General features: G+C 38.9%; 17 protein-coding genes. 14 read left to right on the forward strand and 3 right to left on the reverse strand.

All coding sequences use genetic code 11. The annotated features are described in order from the left end of the window. Nucleotides 1-75: 75 nt before the first annotated feature. The 3 genes from purR (at nt 76) to LKI_RS08240 (ending at nt 2,874) form a co-directional block, all read left to right on the forward strand. Nucleotides 76-909, forward strand: coding sequence for a pur operon repressor (gene purR / locus LKI_RS08230; RefSeq protein WP_013103680.1), 834 nt, complete (start codon nt 76-78; stop codon nt 907-909). A gap of 5 nt (nt 910-914) precedes the next feature. Then, complete coding sequence (glmU, locus tag LKI_RS08235) at nt 915-2,288, forward strand: bifunctional UDP-N-acetylglucosamine diphosphorylase/glucosamine-1-phosphate N-acetyltransferase GlmU (protein WP_041762779.1); 1,374 nt, start codon at nt 915-917, stop codon at nt 2,286-2,288. A 103-nt stretch (nt 2,289-2,391) separates the two neighbouring features. Continuing rightward, entirely contained in the window at nt 2,392-2,874 is a 483-nt protein-coding gene (locus tag LKI_RS08240; RefSeq protein WP_013103682.1) for a hypothetical protein, read from the forward strand. A gap of 29 nt (nt 2,875-2,903) precedes the next feature. Here LKI_RS08240 and LKI_RS08245 read toward each other — a convergent pair whose 3' ends face one another. Beyond that, entirely contained in the window at nt 2,904-3,161 is a 258-nt protein-coding gene (locus LKI_RS08245; protein WP_013103683.1) for a hypothetical protein, read from the reverse strand. Between the two features lie 367 nt (nt 3,162-3,528). Here LKI_RS08245 and LKI_RS08250 point away from each other — a divergent pair, with 367 nt between their 5' ends. The 3 genes from LKI_RS08250 to holA are packed head-to-tail and all read left to right on the forward strand — an operon-like array spanning nt 3,529 to nt 7,416. Further along, the gene (locus LKI_RS08250) at nt 3,529-4,164 is read left to right on the forward strand and encodes a helix-hairpin-helix domain-containing protein (RefSeq protein ID WP_013103684.1); all 636 of its coding nucleotides are present in this window, start codon (nt 3,529-3,531) and stop codon (nt 4,162-4,164) included. Then, complete coding sequence (locus LKI_RS08255) at nt 4,164-6,449, forward strand: DNA internalization-related competence protein ComEC/Rec2 (RefSeq protein WP_013103685.1); 2,286 nt, start codon at nt 4,164-4,166, stop codon at nt 6,447-6,449. The genes LKI_RS08250 and LKI_RS08255 overlap by 1 nt, the downstream gene beginning before the upstream one ends. Next, nucleotides 6,418-7,416 (forward strand): DNA polymerase III subunit delta, encoded by a 999-nt coding sequence (gene holA, locus LKI_RS08260; RefSeq protein ID WP_013103686.1) that lies wholly within the window; start codon nt 6,418-6,420, stop codon nt 7,414-7,416. Before LKI_RS08255 ends, holA begins: the two co-directional genes overlap by 32 nt. Nucleotides 7,417-7,469: 53 nt before the next feature. On the opposite strand, the gene rpsT is transcribed toward holA, so the two are convergent. Then, on the reverse strand, nt 7,470-7,721 hold the full coding sequence (gene rpsT, locus LKI_RS08265; RefSeq protein WP_010016113.1) for a 30S ribosomal protein S20: 252 nt from the start codon (nt 7,719-7,721) through the stop codon (nt 7,470-7,472). A gap of 49 nt (nt 7,722-7,770) precedes the next feature. After that, a complete protein-coding gene (gene rpsO, locus LKI_RS08270) occupies nt 7,771-8,040 on the reverse strand; it encodes a 30S ribosomal protein S15 (RefSeq protein WP_013103687.1) in 270 nt (89 codons plus the stop codon). A gap of 226 nt (nt 8,041-8,266) precedes the next feature. Between rpsO and gatC the strand changes: the two genes are divergently transcribed. The 8 genes from gatC (at nt 8,267) to obgE (ending at nt 19,338) form a co-directional block, all read left to right on the forward strand. After that, complete coding sequence (gene gatC, locus LKI_RS08275; protein WP_013103688.1) at nt 8,267-8,575, forward strand: Asp-tRNA(Asn)/Glu-tRNA(Gln) amidotransferase subunit GatC; 309 nt, start codon at nt 8,267-8,269, stop codon at nt 8,573-8,575. Nucleotides 8,576-8,577: 2 nt separating this feature from the next. Then, on the forward strand, nt 8,578-10,044 hold the full coding sequence (gene gatA / locus LKI_RS08280) for an Asp-tRNA(Asn)/Glu-tRNA(Gln) amidotransferase subunit GatA (protein ID WP_013103689.1): 1,467 nt from the start codon (nt 8,578-8,580) through the stop codon (nt 10,042-10,044). 88 nt (nt 10,045-10,132) lie between these two features. Then, on the forward strand, nt 10,133-11,572 hold the full coding sequence (gatB, locus tag LKI_RS08285; RefSeq protein WP_041762776.1) for an Asp-tRNA(Asn)/Glu-tRNA(Gln) amidotransferase subunit GatB: 1,440 nt from the start codon (nt 10,133-10,135) through the stop codon (nt 11,570-11,572). 110 nt (nt 11,573-11,682) lie between these two features. Then, a complete protein-coding gene (locus LKI_RS08290) occupies nt 11,683-12,672 on the forward strand; it encodes a diacylglycerol kinase family lipid kinase (protein ID WP_013103691.1) in 990 nt (329 codons plus the stop codon). Between the two features lie 80 nt (nt 12,673-12,752). Beyond that, the gene (gene rlmD / locus LKI_RS08295) at nt 12,753-14,147 is read left to right on the forward strand and encodes a 23S rRNA (uracil(1939)-C(5))-methyltransferase RlmD (protein ID WP_013103692.1); all 1,395 of its coding nucleotides are present in this window, start codon (nt 12,753-12,755) and stop codon (nt 14,145-14,147) included. A gap of 188 nt (nt 14,148-14,335) precedes the next feature. Then, complete coding sequence (locus LKI_RS08300) at nt 14,336-15,949, forward strand: CTP synthase (protein WP_013103693.1); 1,614 nt, start codon at nt 14,336-14,338, stop codon at nt 15,947-15,949. A gap of 75 nt (nt 15,950-16,024) precedes the next feature. Beyond that, the gene (gene uvrC / locus LKI_RS08305) at nt 16,025-17,818 is read left to right on the forward strand and encodes an excinuclease ABC subunit UvrC (RefSeq protein WP_041762774.1); all 1,794 of its coding nucleotides are present in this window, start codon (nt 16,025-16,027) and stop codon (nt 17,816-17,818) included. A gap of 200 nt (nt 17,819-18,018) precedes the next feature. Further along, entirely contained in the window at nt 18,019-19,338 is a 1,320-nt protein-coding gene (gene obgE / locus LKI_RS08310; RefSeq protein ID WP_013103695.1) for a GTPase ObgE, read from the forward strand. The last annotated feature ends 138 nt before the right edge of the window (nt 19,339-19,476 follow it).

Raw genomic sequence — 19,476 nt, forward strand, 5'->3', positions numbered from 1 at the left:
GTTATAATTAATCTTAAATACTAATATTTATAAAGGAGAATACGTGCTAATAAGGTTTTAGTACGTTTATACATCATGAAAACACGTCGTTCTGATCGCCTTGTCGATATGGCGCGCTACATGCTTGAGCGCCCACGCACACTGATTTCTTTGTCATATTTTGCCAAACGTTATGACTCTGCAAAATCATCTATTTCTGAGGATTTATCCATTTTAAAGCGCACGTTTCAAGAACGTGGGACAGGTTTGTTAGAAACAGTACCAGGAGCTGCTGGTGGCGCTCGCTTTGTGCCCTATATGGCTGAAGACGAAGCAAAAACGTTTATTGAAGAAATCCGCCAAGATGTTAATGATGAAACCCGAGTTTTACCGGGTGGCTATGTTTATTTATCAGACTTACTTGGACGTCCAGATATATTGCGACAGGCTGGTCGATTGATTGCTACGCAGTATTTACGTGATAATATTGACGCTGTTATGACAGCTGCTACGAAAGGTGTACCTTTAGCACAAGCAGTAGCTGAGCAACTTAATGTGCCATTTGTTATTGTGCGTGACGATGCAAAGGTTACTGAAGGACCAACGGTGTCTGTGAACTATTTGACAGGATCTTCTAAGCGTGTAGAGAAGATGGAACTATCTCGCCGTTCACTACGAACAGGTTCTCGCGTATTAATTGTTGATGATTTCATGAAAGCTGGTGGCACAATCCAAGGCATGCAAACACTGGTTAGTGAGTTTGATGGGACCGTTGTTGGGACTGCAGTATTTGCTGAAGGCCGTTCTGCGACAAGACTGCTCGATCGGTTTACGTCATTGTTGCATGTTGATACGAACTTGAAAAATGGGGATCCTATTTTAGTAACGGCTGGTAATTATTTGCAAGAAATTTATAAGCGCGAGGCATAATGTTAATGAGTAATGGGGTAAATATTTTAGTATTGGCAGCAGGCAATGGCTCTCGTATGAAGTCAAATACACCAAAAGTGTTACACAATGTTGCTGGAAAAAAGATGATTGATTGGGTTTTAGATGCAGTTGAACCTTTATCTAATCGTAAACCAATCACCATTGTCGGTGTGGGGGCAGAACGTGTTGAAGAACATGTTGGCACACGCTCTGAATTTGTATTACAGTCAGAACAACTTGGCACAGGTCACGCTGTTCAACAAGCGCAAGATAAATTGTCACAAAGTACTGGTGTTACATTAATTATGTCAGGGGATACACCACTGTTTCGACCTGAAACCTTGTTAGAATTTATAGAAGCACATGAGAAGTCAAATCATGCAGTGACAGTATTGACAGCTATAGCTGATGATCCAACTGGCTATGGTCGTATTGTTCGTGCAGACGATGAGACAGTTATTAAAATTGTTGAACAAAAAGATGCCAGCATTACGGAACGTCGCATTCTTGAGATAAACACCGGTGTTTATATATTTGATAATCAATTGCTATTTAATTCATTAGCGCAAGTTAAAAATAATAATGTTCAGGGTGAATATTACTTGCCAGATACGCTAGATATTTTACGTCAAGCTGGGCAACAAATCGGGGCATATACATTACAAAATTTCACAGAGTCACTTGGTGTCAATGATCGTGTCGCGTTATCCGTTGCTAATCAAGTGATGCATGAGCGAATTAATCACCAGTTAATGCTGGATGGTGTTGAGCTCATTGATCCAGCGCATACATACATCGATGCAGATGTCGTTATTGGTCGAGATACTGTGATCGAAGGTGGCGTAACGATATTGGGCCATACAATCATTGGTCGAGATAATGTGATCACACAAGGAACGCGTATCTCAGACAGTATCATTGGTGATGAGAATGTGATTACGGCATCGCATTTAGAAGAAACAACGCTTGCAAATGGTGTGACTGTTGGGCCATTTGCGCATCTAAGACCTCAAGCAAACTTGAAAAATAATGTACATGTGGGTAACTTTGTAGAAGTGAAGCAGGCAACATTAGCTGATAACACTAAGGCAGGTCACTTGACTTATATTGGCAATGCAACTGTTGGTAGTGATGTTAATATCGGTGCAGGCACAATATTTGTCAATTATGACGGTGTCCATAAATTCAGCACAACTGTTGGTGATCGTGCGTTTATCGGTTCAAATACCAAAATTGTTGCGCCTGTGACGATTGAAAGTGAAGCCATAACAGCAGCAGGATCAACTATTACAGAAAATGTACCAGGTCATGCGATGGCTATTGCTAGAGCACGTCAAATTAATAAAGAGAATTTTTGGGACCACATGCCGCATAAATAATTCATGTTACATGGCAGTGAAATGCGGTGACGTGTCTAGGCTTTCGCCACTAGCTTAAAAGGGCAATAATGGCATACGATAAAAATTGGTTAAGGATAGGGTCATGCAAATTACAGGTGAAAAGGCACTAGCTAACATTTCAGAAGAGCTGATTTACGATGATACAATTAACATTTTAGATGGTGAAAATGTTAATTTGGATGCGCTATTTTTGGCATTAGACCAGCACGTTTCAGATGAAACGTTTATGCGTATTGCGGGGCAAATCAATGGCGGTGTTGCGGTAGGTGGGACGACACTTGCTTTAGAGACAAATGTTATTAACTTACCATTACGATATACAAATCAATTAAAAAAACTCATTTGGCCTGAAAAAGAGGACAATGAAGTCAATTTATATATGATTGTCGAAAATGATGACGTAAGTCGGTCTCATTTAAAAATAGCGTTGGCAAGTTCAGTGACAACGTATTTAGATGATGCAGATAGTGTGAAATCAAAAATTTCACAATGGTATGATGAACAGTTGGTTCACATTGTTAACGCACAGCAACTGGCTGAGCAAACTGAAGAAAACGATGCATAAAACAGCCAAAGCATAACGCTTTGGCTGTTTTATGCATCGTATGTGATTTTACCTGTTACGCGAGATGAACTAGCACCATTCAAATAGGTGAAGTCTAATATGTGCTGAGAAACTGTCGTTTTCACACCATCCAATTCACCTAAATCATAGGTCTCAATCACATATTGGGCAATTGATTTTTTGGATTCGGCATTGAAATCTGGTATGTACAGGTCGGCTAGTGCACTTTGTTTAGGATTAGCCACACGATTAATATCGTGTTTTTGTAATTGCGTTAATTTTATCATATGTTAATTATATCAGGTTATCACTTAAAATCATGTGTCATAAACTTTTGACTAATAGGCTAGTATTTGATATACTATGTACATGCGATGAGTCGAAGCGCTTGAAAAATTAGCGCCGAAGGCGGCCTGCCGTGTTAAGTCACAAGTCTCGTATAGACGCAGGTGTTAATGGTGGTTGTGGAACCCCATTTTCTCACCATGACTAACAGTGCTTGCACTGTGGTGACGCGACTTTACTACTAGTGTGACAGCTAATAGTCGCCCGTAGGAGCGAATCCTACATGCCAAACTAACACCTAACATACTTTGTTAGGTGTTTTTTAGTGTCATGCTATCTGTCAACGTATCATGACACAGAGGTGTGCTGATGATAGATATACTTGATTTAATTAAAGATAGAATGATGCAGTATAAAATATGGCTAATTGTTATTGGTATCTTGTTTGTGGGTGTTATGCTTTGTTTATGCTTCAAACAAGCCAAGCCAGCATCGAACACGAACATACCGGCTATGCAGAGTACCGGTAGTACAGTGTCTGTAACGAGTGCTTCGATAAGTTCAGAAAACGCTGTTATGATGGTTGATGTCAAAGGAGCGGTTAAAAAACCAGGTGTTTATGATATTACAAATTCACCTCGTGTGCAAACTGCAGTAGCAAAAGCTGGTGGGTTAACGGACGAAGCTGATACGGTTAAACTTAATTTAGCTCAAAAATTAACCGATGGTCAACTAGTTTATGTACCAATGCGTGGTGAAGTGACTACTGATATACTTACTGACAATAAGGACAGTAAGGCGACCAATAATCAAGAAAAGGTCAATTTAAATACAGCAACAGTAACAGAACTACAGACATTAACAGGCATCGGCGAAAAGAAGGCAGAACAGATTATAAGTTACCGAGAAGCGCATGGTGGCTTCAAAAAAATTGACGAAATTAAAGAAGTTTCAGGTATTGGCGATAAACGGTTTGAGACAATACAAGATAGCATTATCATATAATGGGGAATCGGTATTTATTAATCATCAGTTTAATGATTGCTGCTATTGGGGGCTGTATTTACCGTTTAAATATTGTGACAGTTGTCTTGTTAGGAATAACGATTGCCGTTTTTTGCTTAAATTTTAACAAACAGAGTGCTTATTTATTTATTGTGTTAGCAATACCCTTTTTGTGTTATTTTGCCTACGACGCAAGCAGACTAGCACAACAGTCGTCACAAAAAGATAATGATTCAGCATCAGTTTGTGGTGTTATTTTACCGGATGAGATCATTATTAATGGTGATCGCCTGCAAGCAAATGCACACTTAGTAAGTGGTGAAACGGTACGGCTATATACTAAATTAACATCGCAATTAGAAAAACAGGCTTGGTCTTCAGAAAATCGTATCATGCATTTCCAAGGAATAGGGGATTTTGCACGTATTAAGGCGCCAACAAATTTTAATCAATTTGACGCAAAAAGTTATTATGAAACGAAACATGTGACGCATCAAATCATCATAAAATCATGGACAGTTCAACAGGCAAAAGGAACCAGCTTATGGCAAAAATGTCGATATCAGTTACATATTTGGCACGCAAAAGGCATCCATAATACGGAAACATTACCACAGCCGTTAAGCGATTATGCGCAGGCATTGATTCTAGGCACAACGCCACAATCATTATACGGCAATAATCCAGGTGTTCAAACATTGGGGTTGATTCATCTATTTAGTGTTTCTGGTTTTCACGTCTCTTATGTGTTGATGTTATTAATGGGAATTTTACGTCGATTATATGTTCCTAAAGAAATTTCAGCACTCATTGGCAGTGTTGTTTTACTGCTGTATTTTGTATTTGCTGGTGAGCCTGCGGTGCTTGTACGCGCCTTGATTGCTGGTTTAATTATGATGACGCGTCTAGCTGGCTGTCGCCGTGTACCTTCTGGCAGTGTTTGGGCGGTCAGTCTGCTAGGTAGTTTGATTTATGAACCAGGAATTTTATTATCTTTAGGTGGTCAACTATCTTTTGCACTGACATTTTGTTTAATATTTGTTAAAAAATTAAACTTCTGGCAAATTAATTTATTACTGAGTGCAGTCAGTTTACCATTGATTGTCAGTCAACAGTACACATGGCACATTCTACAAACAGTGACAAATTTTGCGGCAATACCTTTATTTAGTGCAATTATCGTGCCTTGTGTCATGATCGGTTTTTTTGGCCAACTATTGCCGATCGTTATGCATCTAATGAATGCTGTGATTAAACTATTTGCACAAACAGTAGATGCCATAGCAAATCTGCCTGGTCAAATAGTAGTAGGGCATATACCTTGGTTTTTTGTTATCTTACTATTCCTGCTATCACTCATTTTGTTTGTACGGCAAAAACGTATTGCACAATTTGCAAGAATAGGTTGGCTAGTACTATTAACTTTGACCATGATTTGGACACATTTGCCATTGCATGGTGAAATAACCACGTTTGACATTGGCCAAGGAGACTCGGCTTTAATTCGAGAACCCTTTAATCGGACGGTCACATTAATTGATACTGGTGGTAAATTGACATTTGGTAATCAACAACCTTGGCAAGTACAATCCTTTCAGCGAACAAGTGGGGAAACTGTTATCATAAATTATTTACATAGCCGAGGGATTAATCATATTGATAATTTAGTTTTAACACATCATGATTATGATCATATTGGGGATGCCAAAGTTATTCTGCAAAAAATGAAAGTGACACGTCTTGTGATGCCTGCAGGTATGAGCAATCAGCCAGCATTTGAACGAGAAATAAAACCTTATTTGAGAAAAACAGTTATTTTTGAAGTCACGCAAGGGATATCAGTACCTGATTTGCCATTTCAGGTACTACATCCTTTTCAAACCGGTCAAGCAGGAAATGAGGATTCTGTGGCACTGTATGGCCAATTTGGTGGACAAACAATGTTTACATCAGGCGATTTAGATCAATCAGGGGAGACAGCTATTGCAGCACAATATCCAATGATGAAAGTTGATATATTGAAATTAGGCCATCATGGGTCTAAAACGTCAACGCATCCTGATGTTATAAAACAATGGCAACCTCATGTGGGCATTGTTTCTGCAGGTCGTAACAACAGGTATCATCATCCACATGCGGAAACGTTAAAAACAATACAAGATTCTCATATGACACTGTTTAATACCCAAACACATGGTATGATAAGATATATTTATACAAAGCAAAAAGGTCATTTTGAGGTAAAGTTAACACATGAACCTGCAGCAACTACAACAGCAAATTAAGAATCAAGCACTGGCTAATTTTTATGTTATTCTCGGTGAAGAAGAGGCGCTGATTCAGCGAGCACAATCCGAATTTAAACAACTTATCCAACCACTTGATCGTGAGATGAACTATGCACAATTTGATTTATCAATACAAAGTTTAGAGGATGTTATCAATGATGCCACGTCAATGCCATTTTTTGGTGAACGTCGTGTTGTTGTTGTTCAGAATCCAGATTTTTTGACGGCAAAAGGTAAAGTTTCGGATCAGACTCAGGTACAGTTTTTAGAGTTACTCGAAAAACCGGTGTCAGAAAATATCGTGGCTGTTTTTATTAACGACTTAAAAATTGATAAGCGTAAAAAAATAACGAAAATGTTATTAAAATATGCTGAAAGCATTGATCTACCTGCGTTAAACGAGCGGCAAGCTCAGCAAGCAGTTTCAAAAGAATTAGAAGCACGTGCTTATCGTATTGACCCAGACGCATTACAGGAGTTAACACTCAGAACAAATGCACATTATACAGCGATGCAAAATGAGTTACCTAAACTGGTAGCTCAGGCAACACATACGAAACACATACAATTACAAGCAGTAAGCGCGCTTGTACCAAAAACGCTGACGGCCAATGTTTTTGATTTGGTGGATGCTGTTATGACACGTCAAACCAAAAAGGCATTGACGATATACCGTGATTTATTACAAAATGGCGAACCGGCATTACGTGTGAATGCTGTATTAACAGGACAGTTTCGATTATTATTACAGATTGCGGGATTAAAAGGCACTGAACAAGATATGAGTAAACAATTGGGTATACATCCGTATCGTGTCAAACTCGCACGACAAATGCTAAAAAAATATGCATTGAGTTCATTACGGGCAAGTTATTTAGGCATGATTACGATTGAAATTAAATTGAAATCGACTAATCAAGAGCCTGAATTGTTGTTTGAACGATTTATCTTAAAAAACAAATAATGAGAACAAAATAAAAACGACTTGGATAGCTTCCAAGTCGTTTTTATTGAATATTACTTAACGTACTTAGCTAAACGTGACTTTTCACGTGAAGCTTTGTTCTTCTTAATCAAACCCTTTGAGTAGGCGTGATCAATTGCAGAAGAAGCAGTCTTGTATAATTCTGCTAAATTGTCTTCACCAGCAGCTGAAGCTTTTTCAAAACGCTTAACAGCTGTACGGTAAGCACTGAGTTGTGGTTCGTTACGATCATGTTGCTTTTTCGTAAGACGAACACGTTGAATTGCTGATTCAATAACAGGCATATGTCTTTTCTCCTTAAATTTGATACGAGGTTTTCATGTAATCCTAAGATTAACGACGCAAACCTAAGCGTTGGATCAATTCACGATAACGTTGAATATCAGTATTACGGAGGTAACGTAGTAAGTTACGACGGCTACCGATCTTCTTCATCAAACCACGTTGTGAGTGGAAATCATGCTTGTGAGCTGCCATGTGTGTGTTCAACTCGTTAATATCAGCAGTTAAAACTGCGATTTGTACTTCAGCTGAACCTGTATCGCCTTCGTGGCGGGCATATTCCGTGATGATTTCGTTCTTACGTTCTTGTGTAAGGGCCATAATCATATCCACCTTTCTAAAATGTCGCCAAAGACTGTGTAAAGCGACGGTGATACGCTAAACAAAGTAGTTGGTCATGTTGTTTATACAACAAATTTAATTATACGCGAATATTACTAAAATGCAAGCGTAGACAAGGATGGAGTTATGGTAAAATAAATAAGTATATATAAAGTGTTCGTTGAATGCATCAATGACCAACAAACATGCTTAAAGGAGTAAGTAAATGTCTGAAACAACGATTTCAAAAGAAGAAGTTGCTCATGTTGCTAGTTTAGCAAAATTAGCGTTTAATGATACTGAATTAGAGCAGTTCACCACGCAATTGGATAGTATTTTGACTATTTTTGATACATTGGGTGAAGTTGATACAGAACAGGTTGAGCCAACCTACTCTGTCACCGAAAATGTGAATCATTTACGTCAAGATGTTGCAGATAATTGGCATCAAAAGCAGGCGTTATTAAAAAATGCGCCACTTGAAGCAGCAGATTTGATCAAAGTACCAGCAATATTGGAGGGTGAGGGAGAATAATCATGACGATTAATTTTTTTGATAATGACTTAACTTCTTTACATGATAAATTAATAAATAAAGAGTTAACAGCTACTGAATTGACACAAGCGACATTAGATAATATTGCACAAACTGATGATCAATTAAATGCTTTTATTTCAACTAACCAAGAAGAAGCGCTTTTACAGGCTAAAAAAACAGATGAAGTGGCTAATTTTTCTGATATTCTAACTGGGTTACCCGTTGGTTTGAAAGATAATTTGGCAACAAATGGTATTCAAACGACTGGCGCTTCGCGTATTTTAGAAGGTTTCAAACCTGTTTATGATGCGACAGTGGTTAGCAAATTGAACACAGCTGGTGCAATTTCCGTTGGTAAGACAAACATGGATGAATTTGCCATGGGTGGTTCAACAGAAACGTCTTACTACAAAAAAACGACCAATGCGTGGGATGCTACTAAGGTACCCGGTGGTTCATCAGGTGGTTCAGCAGCAGCTGTTGCAGGTGGATTGGTACCATTTGCACTGGGATCAGATACAGGTGGTTCAATACGCCAACCTGCTGCGTTTAATGGTATTGTTGGTTTGAAGCCAACTTACGGTCGTGTCTCTCGTTGGGGGTTGTTTGCAATGGCATCATCTCTGGATCAAGTGGGACCGTTCACGCGTACTGTGAAGGATAATGCTCTGGTTTTAAATACCATTGCTGGTTTTGACGAAAAAGATTCAACGTCTGCTGACCGTGATGTACCAGATTTCACAGCTAAGTTAACTGGTAATGTGAAGGGTTTGAAAATTGCGGTACCTAAAGAGTATTTTGGTGAAGGCATTGATCCCAAAGTAGCAAGCACTGTTAAAGCTGCAATAGCACAACTTGAGGCACTAGGTGCGACGGTTGACGAAGTGAGTTTGCCACATACGAAGTATGGTGTCGCCGCTTATTATATTATTATGTCTTCAGAAGCGTCATCTAACTTGCAACGATATGATGGTGTGCGTTATGGCTTTCGAGCAGATGACGTTAAAAACCTAGAAGACTTGTACATCAAAACACGTTCTGAGGGCTTTGGAGATGAAGTCAAGCGCCGTATTATGCTTGGCACATTTTCACTGTCTGCAGGTGCTTATGATGCGTTCTTTAAAAAAGCAGCAAAAATCAGAACGTTACTGATTGAAGATTTTAATCGTGTTTTTGCTGATTACGATGTGATTGTTGGACCAACAGCGCCAACTGTTGCATATGGCATAGGTGAAGAAATTGATGACCCAACGGCGATGTACTTAGCTGATGCCTTAACAATTCCAGTTAACTTAGCTGGTTTGCCAGGATTGTCTGTCAATGCTGGATTTGTAGATGGCTTACCAGTTGGTTTACAGATTATTGGTAAACCATTTGATGAAGCAACTGTTTATCAAACAGGCTATGCTTTTGAACAGGCGAGTCGCTTATTTGAACAGTTACCAAAAATTGCTAAAAAATATTAAGCTAAGAGGGAGGAAACGCGTGAGATAATTGATTATTGGGTAGCAGTTTTGGTATTTAGTAATCATGATTGACTTACGCTCTAAAATTATGGCAACAGGAAATTTTGAAACAACGATTGGCCTTGAAGTCCACGTTGAAATGCAGACAAACTCTAAGCTTATGTCACCTTCACCAGTGCACTATGGTGATAAGCCCAATGAAAATACGAACGTCATTGATTTTGGGTATCCTGGTGTTTTACCAGTAGCTAACAAAGGCGCCTTAGAATACGGTATGCGTGCTGCACTTGCGTTGCATGCCACGATTTCACCATTTATTCGTTGGGATCGTAAAAACTATTTTTACCCTGATAATCCTAAAGCTTATCAAACAACGCAATCACAAACGCCGCTTGGTAAAAATGGTTATTTAGATGTTGTACTAGAAGACGGCACAACTAAACGTGTTAGAATTAAAGAACTTCATGTTGAAGAGGACGCCGGTAAGAATACACATGGTACCGATGGTTATTCTTATGTTGATTTGAATCGTCAAGGCACGCCATTGATTGAAATTGTGTCTGAACCAGACATTGCGTCACCAGATGAAGCTTATGCTTATTTGGAACAATTGCGACAAGCAATTTTGTTTACGGGTATCTCGGAAGCAAAAATGCAGGAAGGTCAAATGCGTGCTGATGTCAATATTTCAATACGGCCATATGGTTCATCTGAATATGGCACTAAGGTTGAAATGAAGAACATTAACTCGTTTAACTATGTGCGCAATGCCTTAATTTTTGAAGAGAAACGTCAAGCGGAAGTACTACGCTCTGGCGGTATTATTCAGCAAGAAACACGACGCTATAATGAACCCACAAAGTCAACGATATTGATGCGTGTTAAAGAGGGAGCGGATGACTATCGTTACTTCCCAGAACCTGACCTAGCACCGGTTGTCATTGATCAAAATTGGATTGATAAAGTTGCTGATGAACTGCCAAAGTCTGCCGGTGATCGTCAAAAAGATTATGTGTCAACTTTGGGAATTGAACCTTATGATGCCGAAGTATTAACACAGACGCTCGCCATGTCTGATTTTTATGATGCGACTGTTACTGCAGGAGCAGATGCAAAGCGTGCAGCAAACTATTTGATTGGTGATGTGAACGCATTTATGAATAAACATCAAGTTGAATTGCAAGAGACGCAATTGACACCAGAACATTTAGCTGGCATGATTAAATTAATTGAATCTGGTACGATTTCAACAAAACAAGCTAAACAAGTTTTTGAAGCAATCATGGCTGGTGAAGAACCAGAAGCATTTGCTAAGAAAAATGGGCTAGTACAAATTAGTGATCCAGAGATTTTGTTAACTTGGATTACTGAAGTATTGGATAACAACCCACAATCCATTGAAGATTTTAAAGGTGGTAAGGACCGTGCAACAGGCTATTTGATTGGGCAACTTATGAAGATGTCAAAAGGTCAGGCAAATCCTGGTGTGATGAATAAGTTATTATTAGCTGAATTGGCTAAACGTTGATTTTCAAGCAGGCATTTGCCTGTGTACATAATTTTTAGGAAAGGATCGTGTGGCACGGCAACGTGCTTTGTAATAATTGTTTTTAAGCTATTATTACGACACACTTTAACATGAGAGCACGAATTATATACAATCCGACATCGGGTCGTGAGGCCATTAAGCGTGAAATGTTGGATATTTTACGTGTGTATGAGCAAGCGGGTTATGAAACATCAGCTTTTGCGACGACACCTGAGCCAATGTCAGCAGCTAAAGAGGCTAAACGTGCAGCGGAAGCAGGATTTGATTTAATTGTTGCGGCTGGTGGTGACGGGACGATTAATGAAGTCGTTAATGGACTAGCACCACTATCAAAGCGGCCAATGATGGCGGTTATTCCAGCTGGTACAACTAACGATTATGCACGTGCTTTAAAATTACCACGTGATGAGCCTTTAGAATCAGCTAAAATCATTTTTCAACATGAAACAATCAAAATGGACATTGGTAAAATAGATCAGTCAGGTGATACTAAATACTTTATGAACATTGCGGCACTTGGTACGATTAGTGAAGTGACATATGCTGTCCCGTCATTGATGAAGTCATTATACGGTTATTTGGCATATCTTGTTAAGGGTGCAGAATTAATTACACGGATCAAGCCGGTTAATGCTAAGGTAACTTATGATGATGGTGAATATTCTGGAAAAATTTCAATGATCTTTTTAGCTTTAACGAATTCAGTTGGTGGATTTGAATCAATTGTGCCTGATGCTAAATTGGACGATGGCAAGTTCACATTATTAATTGTTAAGGAATCTAACTTAGCTCAAATTTTACAGATAGTGGCTCAAATGTTAAATGGTGGTAAGCACATTGATAACGCACGTATGATCTACAAAAAAACCAATAAAGTTGAAATTACGCCATTAGATGATGACCAGTTAAAAGTTAATTTGGATGGTGAATATGGCGGTGATGCGCCAATGTTATTTACAGATTTGCAGCAACATATTGAATTTGTTGCTAACCGTTCTGGTATGCCAGAAGCAGCAACAATTTCTGATCAAACGAAACAAAAGTTTATGGCCGACGTCGAAAAACTCGACGTTAAATAAAGTTGACAGTGGGTGTCGAAAAACCCAAGAAAAGGAGAAGTGTCGAAGAATTTTATCAAATTCTTCGACACTAAAACATCATGGCAAAAGCTAATCGTGTTTACAAAACAGCAGTTCCAGTAACAAAGAACCAAGAAATCGAAGGTGAAGTCATTGACATCACTTATCAAGGTATGGGAGTTGTCAAAATTGATAATTTTCCTATTTTTGTCATTGACGCCATTCCTGGTGAAGTGATTAAAGTTGGCATAACCAAAGTGCTTAAAAATTATGCATTTGGGCGTGTTGTGTCACGTATTCAAGAATCTTCAAATCGTGCCGAGCATGTGGATAAAGTTGCAATCACAACAGGAATTGCACCATTAGCAAATCTTAAATATGACGCACAGCTAGCATTTAAACAACATCAAATCGAACAAATGTTTAAAAAGGTTAATGTGCCAGTTGAAGTTAAACCAACAATTGGTATGGCCGATCCAACTAAATACCGTAACAAGGCGCAAGTGCCAGTTCAATTGATCAATGGCAGATTAGAAACTGGATTTTATCGTCGTGGCTCACATAAATTGGTACCTGTTGAAGATTTTTATATTCAAGATCCTAAAGTTGATGAAGCAGTGACAGTGACGCGTGATATTTTGCGTGATTTAGGTCTTTCGGCTTATGATGAAGAGACAAACAAAGGTGTTGTGCGCCATATTATGGCACGCAGAGGTTATTATTCACATGAATTGATGGTTGTCATTATAACAAACACAAAAAAGTTGCCAGAAGAGCAGGAAATTGCGACAAGGTTGCAGGCAAAACTACCTGAATTGAAGAGCTTTATCCACAATATTAATAATCATGACACGAATGTGATCATGGGGCAATGGAATGAAACTGTTTGGGGTGAAGATGAAATCCATGATCAACTCATGGGCAAAGATTTTGTGATTGGTCCCAACTCGTTTTATCAAGTTAACCCACAAACGACAGCAACATTGTATACGTTAGCTGCTGAAAAAGCTGGTCTAAAAAAGACAGACACAGTTGTTGATGCGTATTCTGGTATTGGTACAATTACATTATCAATTGCTGATAAAGTTAAGAAAATTTATGGTGTTGAAGTTGTTGAAAATGCAGTTGAAGACGCTGAAAAGAATGCCAAAAACAATCATATTGATAACGTTGAATTTGTAACAGCTGATGCGCCAGAGCAGATGGTTAAATGGGCCGAAGATGGCCTAAAACCAAATGTTGTGTTCGTTGATCCACCACGTAAGGGATTAACATCTGAATTGATTTCAGCTGTTAGTGCTATGAAACCAGAAACATTTGTTTATATTAGTTGTAACCCAGCAACATTAGCACGTGATGCTGTTCAAATTTTGGCAGAAGGGTTTGAAATTGATGGGGCAGTTCAGCCGCTTGATCAGTTTCCACAAACAACACATGTGGAAAGTGTGACTGTTTTCAAACGCGTAACGAAGTAAGCAACTAGTAATCTGTTAAAATTGTGTATAAATATTTGACAAAAATAAGTTAACTCTGTATTATATATTAGGGCTCCCATTTCATGGGACAGACGTTAGAAGCTCCCAAGTTCATCTTGGGAGCTTTTCTATTTTATTTTCCCCTAAAACTTTGCGAGCGCGGCTGCGCTGAATCATAAGGAGGCATTATGTCAGATAAGCAAGTCAAATATATTTTCGTTACCGGTGGCGTCGTGTCATCCTTGGGGAAAGGTATTGTGGCAGCATCGTTAGGCCGTTTATTGAAAAATCGCGGCTTAAAGCTTGCCATTCAAAAGTTAGATCCTTATATCAATATTGATCCAGGAACAATGTCACCATACCAACACGGTGAAACGTTTGTTACTGGTGATGGGCTTGAAACTGATTTGGATATGGGGCATTATGAGCGCTTCATGGACATTAATACAAATATGTATTCTAATGTGACAACAGGACGTATCTATTCTGAAGTACTTGCTAAAGAGCGTCGAGGTGATTACAATGGTGGAACGGTACAAGTTATCCCACATATTACTGATGCGATTAAAGACAAAATGAAGAAGGCAGCGGAATCAACAGATGCTGATGTTGTCATTGTTGAAGTTGGTGGCACTGTTGGTGATATTGAAAGTTTGCCGTTTATTGAAGCATTGCGTCAAATGAAATCAGATCTTGGTAGTGATAATGTTTTCTACATTCATACTAGTTTGATTGTGTACTTGACAGCGGCTGGTGAAGCAAAGACGAAACCAACACAACATTCTGTTGCACAATTACGTTCACTTGGTATTCAACCAGATATGATCGTTTTGCGTACATCAGCGCCGTTAGAAGAAAGCTTGATTAAGAAGATTTCGACATTTACAGATGTCGATGCTCAAGCCGTAATCGAGTCTCGGGATGTTGAAACGTTATATGATATTCCATTGAATTTGCAAAAACAAGGCATGGATGATGTCGTATTAAATAAATTAAACATTGATGCACCAAAGGCTGATATGGCTGATTGGTCGACAATGGTTGATCAGATTAAGCATCCTAAAAAGACAGTTAATATCACTTTGGTTGGTAAGTATACAGACTTACCGGATGCTTATATTTCCGTTAATGAGGCGCTTAAACATGCTGGTTATGCCCAAGAAGCAGATGTTATCATTAAGCATATTAAATCTGAAACAGTCACAGCAGAAAATGTAGCGGCACTACTTGCTGGTTCAGATGGTATTATGGTTCCTGGTGGTTTTGGTGAACGTGGTACCGAGGGTAAAATTGAAGCTATTCGTTATGCTCGTGAAACGAATACACCATTCTTAGGGGTATGCTTGGGGATGCAATTAGCTTCAGTGGAATTTGCGCGTCACGTTTTGGGTTATTCAGACGCCAATTCAACTGAATTAAACCCTGAGACGTCAGCACCGATCATTGATTTGATGAAAGATCAAGCAAACGTTGAAAATCTTGGTGGTACGTTACGTTTGGGTCTTTATCCAGCAGTACTAACACCCAATACAGTAACGGCTAAGGCTTACGATAATGTGGCAGAGATTCAACAACGTCATCGTCATCGTTATGAATTTAACACAGCTTATCGTGCAGAATTCGAAGCAGCTGGTATGGTATTTTCAGCCACATCACCAGATAATCGTTTGATGGAAGTGATTGAATATCCAAAAAATGATTTCTTTGTTGCTGCACAGTACCATCCAGAATTCTTGTCTCGCCCAGAGCGACCAGAAGGCTTATATCGTGAGTTTATTGGTGCTGCTTTGAAGCACCAATAGTAGTAAGATAACGACACGCGAACGCGTGTTTTTATTTTAGAACAAAATATTTGCATGGCTTGGTATAATAGAATTATGTTAGCAAATCCTTCAAAACACATTGAACAAAAACTCGCGTTGCTGCCTGCAGAACCCGGGTCATATCAAATGAAAGACAAAAACGGTAAAATTATTTATGTTGGGAAAGCCAAAAATTTAAAAAATCGTGTACGTTCTTATTTTAAACAAGATCATGATGGTAAGACAGCGGAACTAGTAGGGAATATTGTTGATTTTGATTTCATTGTGACCAATTCTGATAAAGAAGCCTTTTTGTTAGAAAATGAATTAATTAAAAAATACAAGCCCTATTACAATATTCGTTTGAAGTATGGCACTGGGTATCCTTATATCAAGATTACCAAGGAGCGCAACCCTAAAATGGCTTTGGTTAATGAAGTCAAAAAAGATGGCGGTTTTTATTTTGGGCCATATCCAAACGTTTATGCTGCGCAAGAAACTTTACGCTTTTTAGAAAAAAATTACCCACTACGACGTTGTAATGGGTATCAAGGTCGGCCATGTCTCTATTACAATATGGGGCAGTGCTTGGGTCCTTGTTGGCAAGATGTTTCTGTGGAAGAATATGAAGAACAGATTAGCCGTATTAAGCACTTCTTAGATGGCAACACAGCCTCTGTAAAGAAAGCAATTGCTGAAAAAATGCAAGCAGCAGCAGCGACATTGGAGTTTGAACGTGCCGCTGATTTAAGAGATCAGTTGAAATATATTGATGAAACAGTTGAAAGTCAACGTGTGTTATCTAAAGATACAACACCTAGAGATTTGTTTAATTACTATTTAGATAAAGGTTGGATGACGGTTGAAGTGTTCTTTTTGAGACAAGCACGTCTTATTCGACAGTTCAAACAAACATTTTCAGTGGTTGGTTCAGAAGATGAAGAAGTGATTAATTTTATTCAACAGTTCTATTCACAACGCAATATTCAAAAACCTAATGAAGTACTTGTCCCACACGGTATTAACACTAAGGCATTATCAGAAATTCTTGCAGTGCCAGTGCGTATACCTATTCGGGGCGAAAAGCGTGATTTGCTAGATTTAGCTAAAAAAAACGCGCAAATTGCTTTAGAAGAAAAATTTAGACTGATGCAGTTGAATGAAAAGAAGACCACGGGTGCCATGCGAGAAATTACGGCAGCCTTGAATATTCCAATGGGTCATCGGATTGAAGCTTTTGACCATTCACACACACAGGGGGTTGAAATCGTTAGTGCCATGGTAGTCTTTGATGACGGTGTGCCAAATAAAGATTTGTATCGTAAATATAAAATCAAATCGGTGACTCATGCAGATGAATGGTCAGAAACACAAGAAGTGATTCGGCGACGTTATTCACGTATTTTAAAAGAGGGCGGTGACATGCCGGATTTGATATTAATGGATGGTGGCGAAATTCAGTTACATGCTGCCAAAGAAGTATTGGTGGATGAATTAGGATTAACGCATGTCCCGATTGCCGCCATGGTCAAAAATGATAAACATAAAACTGCCGATTTAATTGATGGTAAAACAGGTGACGTGGTTGTTTTAAATAAACAATCAGAAGGCTTCTTTTTGATTCAACGTGTGCAAGAAGAAGTGCATCGGTTTGCCATTAATTTTCATCGACAGTTGCGTAGTAAAAATTCGTTAGCATCACGTTTAGATATGATTGATGGTGTCGGTCCAAAGACGCGACAAAAGTTATTACGAGAATTTGGGTCACTGCCTAAAATTGCGGCGGCATCTATTACAGAACTGCAGGCCATTGGTGTCAATGAAAAATTAGCACGTGTGATTCATATGAGTTTAAAAGCTGGTGATTAGCAGCATAACTCGCAAGATATCGTATAGTATGTTAAACTAAAGTATTAATCATCGCAAGCTCACCTGTGTGAGCAGACAAGGAGAAAACGCATATTGGATTGTTTTACTGTATGCATAGAGTGATTTAGGGTACAGCTATTGTACGCTTAGCGCCAGTCTATGACTAGTTGACAGTATACAAACCGTTATGTACAAGGACTATGGCATTCGTAGATCAAGCTGAAATTGAAGTAAAAGCCGGAAAAGGGGGCGATGGCATCGTCTCATTTAGACATGAAAAATTTGAGGCAATGGGCGGTCCATTTGGTGGTGACGGTGGCCATGGTGGCTCGATTATTTTTAAAGTTGACGAGGGTCTTAGAACGTTGATGGACTTTCGTTACAATCGTCATTTTAAGGCACAACCAGGTGGTAATGGTGGTACCAAGGGAATGACTGGTGCTTCGTCAAAAGATCGTTATATTAAAGTACCTCAAGGAACAACTGTTACAGATACCGAAACAGGCGAAATTTTAGGTGATTTGCTTGAGAATGGTCAAGAATTAGTTGTAGCTAAGGGTGGTCGTGGCGGTCGTGGTAACATTCGTTTTGCTACACCTGCCAATCCAGCACCAGAATTATCGGAAAATGGTGAACCTGGTGTCATCCGTAATTTGAAATTAGAGTTAAAAGTTTTGGCAGATGTTGGTCTGGTGGGATTCCCATCAGCAGGTAAATCAACTTTGTTATCAGTTGTGTCTAATGCTAAACCAAAAGTCGCTGCTTATCATTTTACAACGTTGTCACCCAATATTGGGATGGTTCGGTTGGATGACGAACGTGATTTTGTGATGGCTGATTTACCTGGTCTAATTGAGGGTGCCTCACAAGGTATTGGGTTAGGATTTCAATTTTTACGTCACGTTGAACGTACTAAGCTTGTGTTGCACTTAGTTGATATGTCGGGAATTGAAGGCACTGACCCTTATACGCAATATCGTAAGATTTTGGATGAACTACAACAATATGATGAAACAATTTTGGATCGACCACAAATTGTTGTACCAACAAAAATGGATATGCCTGATTCACCAGAGAATTTAGTTAAATTCCGTGAAGCAGTCGCAGCAGATTCTGGTTTATCAAGTCAACCAACGATTGTTCCTATTTCTGCATTAACACGAGATGGGGTGCAAAACTTAATGCGGTTAACAGCCGATATGTTAGCAGATGCACCAGCACCGGAGAGTTACCGACCCGTGGCAGAAACCGTTGGAAACACCAAAAATTATGACTTCAAACCTGAAAAACATGACTTTACAGTCGAGTGGTCTGAAGAAAGTGAGCAGTGGATTGTTGGTGGTGCAGAAGTTGAAAAATTGTTCTTAATGACAAATATTCAACGAGATGCTACAATTATGCGCTTTGGTCGCCAATTGCGCCATATGGGTGTTGATGATGCATTACGTCAAGCAGGCGCTAAAGATGGCGATGACGTACGTATCAATGATTCGGATTTTGTTTTTGAATTTAGTGATTAAGTATAAACAATCTAGGATATCAAAAAATTCTCGTGGTAGCGTTATACCGTGAGAATTTTTTTGATTAGGGTATGATAATAAACAGCTTGTGAAACATTATAGCCTGATATAGATACAAACTTCACAATGTTTGATTGG

It is taken from the genome of Leuconostoc kimchii IMSNU 11154, from assembly GCF_000092505.1.
In the GTDB taxonomy this organism is placed as follows: domain Bacteria; phylum Bacillota; class Bacilli; order Lactobacillales; family Lactobacillaceae; genus Leuconostoc; species Leuconostoc kimchii.

Excerpts from the sequence above, each read along its gene's own strand:
- uvrC (WP_041762774.1), top strand. The coding sequence starts at position 16,025 with ATGTTAGCAAATCCTTCAAAACACATTGAACAAAAACTCGCGTTGCTG.
- LKI_RS08290 (WP_013103691.1), top strand. The coding sequence starts at position 11,683 with ATGAGAGCACGAATTATATACAATCCGACATCGGGTCGTGAGGCCATT.
- gatC (WP_013103688.1), top strand. The coding sequence starts at position 8,267 with ATGTCTGAAACAACGATTTCAAAAGAAGAAGTTGCTCATGTTGCTAGT.
- glmU (WP_041762779.1), top strand. The coding sequence starts at position 915 with ATGAGTAATGGGGTAAATATTTTAGTATTGGCAGCAGGCAATGGCTCT.
- LKI_RS08245 (WP_013103683.1), bottom strand. The coding sequence starts at position 3,161 with ATGATAAAATTAACGCAATTACAAAAACACGATATTAATCGTGTGGCT.
- LKI_RS08300 (WP_013103693.1), top strand. The coding sequence starts at position 14,336 with ATGTCAGATAAGCAAGTCAAATATATTTTCGTTACCGGTGGCGTCGTG.
- purR (WP_013103680.1), top strand. The coding sequence starts at position 76 with ATGAAAACACGTCGTTCTGATCGCCTTGTCGATATGGCGCGCTACATG.
- gatA (WP_013103689.1), top strand. The coding sequence starts at position 8,578 with ATGACGATTAATTTTTTTGATAATGACTTAACTTCTTTACATGATAAA.
- LKI_RS08255 (WP_013103685.1), top strand. The coding sequence starts at position 4,164 with ATGGGGAATCGGTATTTATTAATCATCAGTTTAATGATTGCTGCTATT.
- LKI_RS08240 (WP_013103682.1), top strand. The coding sequence starts at position 2,392 with ATGCAAATTACAGGTGAAAAGGCACTAGCTAACATTTCAGAAGAGCTG.
- rpsT (WP_010016113.1), bottom strand. The coding sequence starts at position 7,721 with ATGCCTGTTATTGAATCAGCAATTCAACGTGTTCGTCTTACGAAAAAG.
- rlmD (WP_013103692.1), top strand. The coding sequence starts at position 12,753 with ATGGCAAAAGCTAATCGTGTTTACAAAACAGCAGTTCCAGTAACAAAG.
- gatB (WP_041762776.1), top strand. The coding sequence starts at position 10,133 with ATGGCAACAGGAAATTTTGAAACAACGATTGGCCTTGAAGTCCACGTT.
- obgE (WP_013103695.1), top strand. The coding sequence starts at position 18,019 with ATGGCATTCGTAGATCAAGCTGAAATTGAAGTAAAAGCCGGAAAAGGG.
- LKI_RS08250 (WP_013103684.1), top strand. The coding sequence starts at position 3,529 with ATGATAGATATACTTGATTTAATTAAAGATAGAATGATGCAGTATAAA.
- holA (WP_013103686.1), top strand. The coding sequence starts at position 6,418 with ATGAACCTGCAGCAACTACAACAGCAAATTAAGAATCAAGCACTGGCT.
- rpsO (WP_013103687.1), bottom strand. The coding sequence starts at position 8,040 with ATGGCCCTTACACAAGAACGTAAGAACGAAATCATCACGGAATATGCC.